Origin of the sequence: Collinsella sp. (genome assembly GCF_052346665.1) — a bacterium.
Taxonomy (GTDB): Bacteria; Actinomycetota; Coriobacteriia; order Coriobacteriales; family Coriobacteriaceae; genus Collinsella.
This window is the reverse complement of the sequence record NZ_DAWDUX010000033.1, coordinates 1-3,435: the sequence shown is the minus strand read 5'-3', so window position 1 is coordinate 3,435 and position 3,435 is coordinate 1. Positions and strand designations below refer to the sequence as shown.

Below are 3,435 nucleotides of genomic sequence, written 5' to 3'. Positions count from 1 at the left end.
CGGCATGTGCTCGCGCATTCTACGCGCCCATGCGCTCGAACTCGGCCTCGACCCCGAGTTCACGGTGCTGGATGAATCCGTCTCCGGCCCACTCATGGATCGGGCGGTCGATGCCGTGATCGGCCGTGAGCGGGACGGTTTGGGCGCGCTGAGGGAGTGGTTCCCGCTCACCGGCGAGCTCGACCCTTCCGGTTTCGAGGCGGGCACGAGTGCCAGGCGCCTGGTGCGCGTGCTGCTCGAGCGCGCGAGCGCCTCGCGCCACGGCTTCGACGACATCGATTTCGTCCGCGGCACGGCGGACTTCTCCGGCCTCATGGACGCCTATCGCCAGTGCCTCGGCGCGAGTGCCAAGGCGGCAGAGACCGCGCGCATCGCGCTGGACGCCCTCGAGGCGTACGAGAGCGGCCCCCAGACGCGCGGCGACCTCGCTTCCTGCATGCTCGCCTGCGGCATGCCCCGTCCGAGCAAGGCCTTTCCCAAGGAGCAGGTTGCCCTGCTCAAGGCGGAGGCGGCCGATGCCTTCGTCAACGCCTATCTGGCCCTCGGCGGCCCCGCACTCGATGAATTGCTCGCGCTCGCCCGCGCCGTCGGCGACGAGTATGCCGCCCTCAAGGCGGAGCGCTCGGCGATCGACAACAACGACCTCCTCCGTCTCACCTATGAGGCGCTGCGCGACCATGCCGACATCCGCGAGGCGTACGCCGGCAAGTTCGCGATGGTCATGATCGATGAATTCCAGGACACCGACCAGCAGCAGGTCGACCTCATCAACTTCCTTACGGGCGAGGGCGGTCGCGCCCTGTGCACCGTCGGCGATGCCCAACAGTCCATCTATCGATTCCGCGGCGCCGAAGTCGAGGTCTTCCGTCGCGCGCAGCGCCGTATCGAGGATGAGGCGGCCGCGGGATCCGTAGGATCCGTGGTCGAGCTCGTCAAGAACTTCCGAAGCCACGCCGAGGTGCTCGAGTACGTCGCCCGCATCTTCGACGGCGGGAAGGGCGGCATCATGCCGGGCCTCCTCGATTTGCTCCCGCACGACGGGCGCGTCGACGGTCTGCGGGTCGCGGGCGCCTCGCGTCGTCAGGCCCTGCTTGTCGCGGGCGGCACCACCGAGGAGCGCACGGCGGCCAAGGCCGAGGCCATCGCCCGCCGGTTCCGCTCGCTCGCCGATGCCGGTCAGTCCGTGGGGGGCATGGTGCTGCTGCTGGGCGGCATGCCCCGCGCCGGCGTGTACGCGGACGCGATCCGCGCGCAGGGTCTCGACTGCGTGATCAGCGGCGGATCGGTGTTCGCCTCCACGGAGGAGGCCAAGACCGTCCGCGCGCTCGTGCACATGCTCGGCAACCTGGCCGATACCGCGCACGGCCTCGCCCCCGTGCTCGCCTCGCCGCTGTTCGCCCTGGGCGTCCAGGAATTCCTTGCCCTGGCCACGGCATGGGATGCGCAGACCGGCGAGACCCGTCGCCGCAATATCGAGCTCGGCATTCTCGTCGATGACGACGCACCGGGCTTCGGGGAGCTTCCGCTGCTCGCCCGTGCCCGAAGCGTCCTGCGCCGGGCTCTCTCGCGCCTGGGGAAGGACCCGCTTACTTCGATCGTGCGCGATGTGGTCAACGAGTCCGGTTGGATGGTCCGTCTCGCCGAGCGGGGGGCGGAGGGCCGCGCGCAGGCTGCGAATGTCCTGAAGGCCATCGACGCCGTGGCGGAGGCCGAGGCCGAGTTGGGCAACGCGCCGCGCCAGGTGGCGCTCGCCTTCGACCGTTTCCTGGCGGGCAAGCAGGCACCCGGCGCCCTCAACGAGGAGGGGGGCAACGCGGTGCGCATCATGACGGTGCACGCCTCCAAGGGCCTCGAGTTCCCCGTAGTCGCGGTGTCGGAGTGCTTCGGCATCCGATCCAACTCCGATCGCATGCAGTCCGCCCGCCGCGATGACGGCACGATCGGCCTCGTCGCCCTGCCCGGCCGTTTTCCGAGTTGCCGTGATTCGTCCGGCTCCTTCGTCGACGGCGCCGAGGTGGAGAAGCAATTCAAGAAGTATCTGAGCGGATCGGGCGCCACGGGGCCCTGGCTCGATGCGAGCTTGGTCGACGATGTGTGCGCGACTGGATCGGCCGCCGAGGCATGGCTGTCCATGCGCAACGAGGAGGACCGCCTCGCACTCGAGGAGCGGGCCCGTCTGCTGTACGTCGCGATGACGCGCGCCCGCGAGGTCTGCCTGCTCGCGATGGATGTGCCCGTTGGCCGCGGCAAGGACGCGGCTCTCGCCCTCAGGCCCGAGTTGGATCTCACGCAAGCCGTGCTCGAGCGCATCCTGCCCGATGAGGGCGCCTCGCTCGCGTGCGACCGCCTCGTGTTCGACAACGCCCAAGCGGGCGATTTCGAGCTGATCGCCCTCAGGGACTTCTCGTATGGCGGCGCCGCATACGAGGCGAATGCCGAGCCGGCCGATGCGGAGGCCTCGGTTGCGGACGCCCCGGCACCCGAACCGACGGATTCCTTCACGCTCGTCGAGCCGGCGAGTGTGTACATGCGCGTCGTGCCCGCCGAGCGCGCCCCACGTGATTCGTACAGTTATTCATCGATCTCCGCCGAGTTGCACGAGGAGGGGGAGGACCGTGCGGCCGCCGCCGGGGCTCCCGAGGGCGATGACATCGATGAGGCGGTCGCGCCGAGCGAGGTCGACGCCCTGCGCGATGAGCGCGAAGAGAGGGCCGCTCTGTCGCGTGCCGGAGACCCGACCGCCCTGGGTAGCGCCTTCCATGCCGCATGTCAGTGGTTGATCGAACTTGATCGCGTCGATTTGCCCGCCGAGCGCGCTGACGCCCTGTGCCGCTACTGGGGCTGCACGCCCGCCCAGCGCGAGCGCTTCGATGCCGCGGTCGCGCGCTGGCTTTCGAGCGATGTGCGCGCCGAGGCACTTGCCTGGCCGTGCCGCCGTGCCGAGGTGCCGTTTTACACGCTGGGCATGGACGGGCTCGTGGGGCGCTTTGGGCCTTATGCCGAGGGCGCCATCGACTTGCTGTGCACCGACCCCGCTCGCCCCGGTCATGCCCTGCTGATCGACTACAAGACCGGTGGGAGCCCGGACGAGACGCCCGGGCGGCTGCATGAGAAACACCGCCTGCAGGCCGAGGTGTACGCCGACGTCCTGCACAAGGCCGGCTTCGAGCGCGTGACGCTCAAGTTCGTGCGCGTCGAGGTACCCGACCCCGTCGACCCCGCGCAGCCCCAGGTCGTCACGTACGAGCTGTGATGCTTCCGATGAAACCCGCAAAATCGAGGTCGGGGGCGATCACTATGGCCGCTTGCCCCCGCGGTCAACTCGCTTGTTCGATGAGGTCTCTGTTCGGATCGCCTTGTGGCGGCAAACGGTAGCACAACTCGACAAAACTTCCGGAAATGGGCGTGCGGCAGAAATCTTGGAGACCGGGGCCT

The 3,435-nt window shown here is 69.0% G+C and carries 1 protein-coding gene; it reads left to right on the top strand.

Translation table 11 applies throughout. The features are described from left to right. Positions 1–3,253, top strand: a 3,253-nt coding sequence (locus tag ACT8II_RS06945) for a UvrD-helicase domain-containing protein (protein ID WP_443813470.1), incomplete at its 5' end; no start/stop codon positions are given. Positions 3,254–3,435: the final 182 nt, after the last annotated feature.